Here is a 1,593-nt window from a genome sequence, read left to right as displayed (position 1 = left end):
CTTTGCGAACACCTGCAGGCCAACGGCGTGACCATCAACCGGCCGCCGCGGGATGGCCATATGGCGTTCATTCGTACGCCGGACAGTATTTCCATCGAGCTGCTGCAGAAGGGTGAGGCCTTGCCGCCAAAAGAACCCTGGGCCAGCATGGAGAATACCGGTACCTGGTAAGCCGCGCTTACACAGACTATGGGCCGGGCAATCCCGAATGGGGTAGAATCCGGCAAACGTTTGATGCAAGGACGAAACATGCTCGCAGTGATCCTTTCTGGCGGTTCCGGCACACGGCTCTGGCCCCTGTCTCGGGAGGCCTATCCCAAACAGTTCCTGCCGGTGGTTTCCGACGACTCCCTGCTGGCGGAAACCATTGACCGGGGTCTGGCCCTGGACGGTGCCACCCGGGTGATGGCCATCACCAACGAGGACCACCGGTTCGTGGTGGCGGCCCATCTGCAGGCCCAGGCGAAAGACCGCACCGCCGGCATCATCCTGGAGCCGGTGGGCCGCAACACGGCGCCGGCCATCGCCCTGGCGGCGCTGGCGGCGGCGGAAGCTGACCCGGAAGAGCTGCTGCTGGTGATGCCGTCGGATCACGTCCTGAAAAAGCTGGATGTGTTCCGCGCGGCAGTGGCAAAGGGTGCCGAGGCGGCCCGGGCGGGCAAGCTGGTGACCTTCGGTATCGTACCGGATTCGCCCCACACCGGTTATGGCTACATCCAGGCGGGCGAGACCACCAACGGTTACGCCGACGTGATGGCCTTCGTGGAGAAGCCGGATGCTGAAACCGCCGAGGGTTATCTGAAGACCGGCGGTTATTTCTGGAACAGCGGCATGTTCCTGTTCCGGGCGGACCGCTACCTGGAAGAGCTGGAGAAACACCAGCCGGCCATGCTCAAGGCCTGTCGTGCCGCCTACGCCAACAAACAGGCGGACCTGGATTTCATCCGGGTGGGTGCCAGTGAATTCAAGGCCTGCCCCGATGACTCCATCGACTACGCCGTGATGGAAAAAACCCGGGATGCCGTGGTGGTGCCCCTGGATGCGGGCTGGAGCGATGTGGGCTCCTGGTCCGCGCTCTGGGAGATCCAGCCCCAGGACGCCAACGGCAACGTCTGCCGCGGCGATGTCATCACCGAGGATGTGTCCGGTTCCTATATTCACTCCGAGGGCCGGCTGATTGCCGCCCTGGGGGTCAGCAACCACGTGATCGTGGAAACCGACGATGTGGTGCTGGTGGCGGACCGCTCCAAGGTTCAGGACGTCAAGAAGCTGGTGGCCCAGGTCAAGGCCCAGGGCCGCCTCGAGCACCGCTTTCACAAGAAAGTGCACCGGCCCTGGGGCACCTACGAGGGTATCGCTATGGGCGGCCGCTTCCAGGTCAAGCGCATTACCGTCAACCCGGGCGCGGCGCTGTCCCTGCAGAAGCACCACCACCGCGCCGAGCACTGGGTGGTGGTCCGGGGTACCGCCATGGTGAATCGTGGCAACGAAGAGTTGCTGCTGACCGAAGATCAGTCCACCTACATTCCGCTTGGGGTCACCCACCGGCTCACCAACCCCGGTGTGATCCCGCTGGAACTGATCGAGGTGCAG

General features: G+C 63.8%; 2 protein-coding genes. Both read left to right on the top strand.

Annotated features, from left to right (window positions below; genetic code table 11):
• The coding region (locus R3280_RS16880) for a VOC family protein (protein ID WP_413468802.1) at nucleotides 1–171 on the top strand (171 nt) is incomplete at its 5' end.
• Between the two features lie 78 nt (nucleotides 172–249).
• On the top strand, nucleotides 250–1,593 hold a 1,344-nt coding region (locus R3280_RS16875), incomplete at its 3' end, for a mannose-1-phosphate guanylyltransferase/mannose-6-phosphate isomerase (protein WP_318999772.1).

The organism is Marinobacter sp., assembly GCF_033722195.1.
In the GTDB taxonomy this organism is placed as follows: Bacteria; Pseudomonadota; Gammaproteobacteria; order Pseudomonadales; family Oleiphilaceae; genus Marinobacter.
Note: the sequence above shows the minus strand (reverse complement) of the source record. Positions and strands in the feature narration are given on the sequence as shown.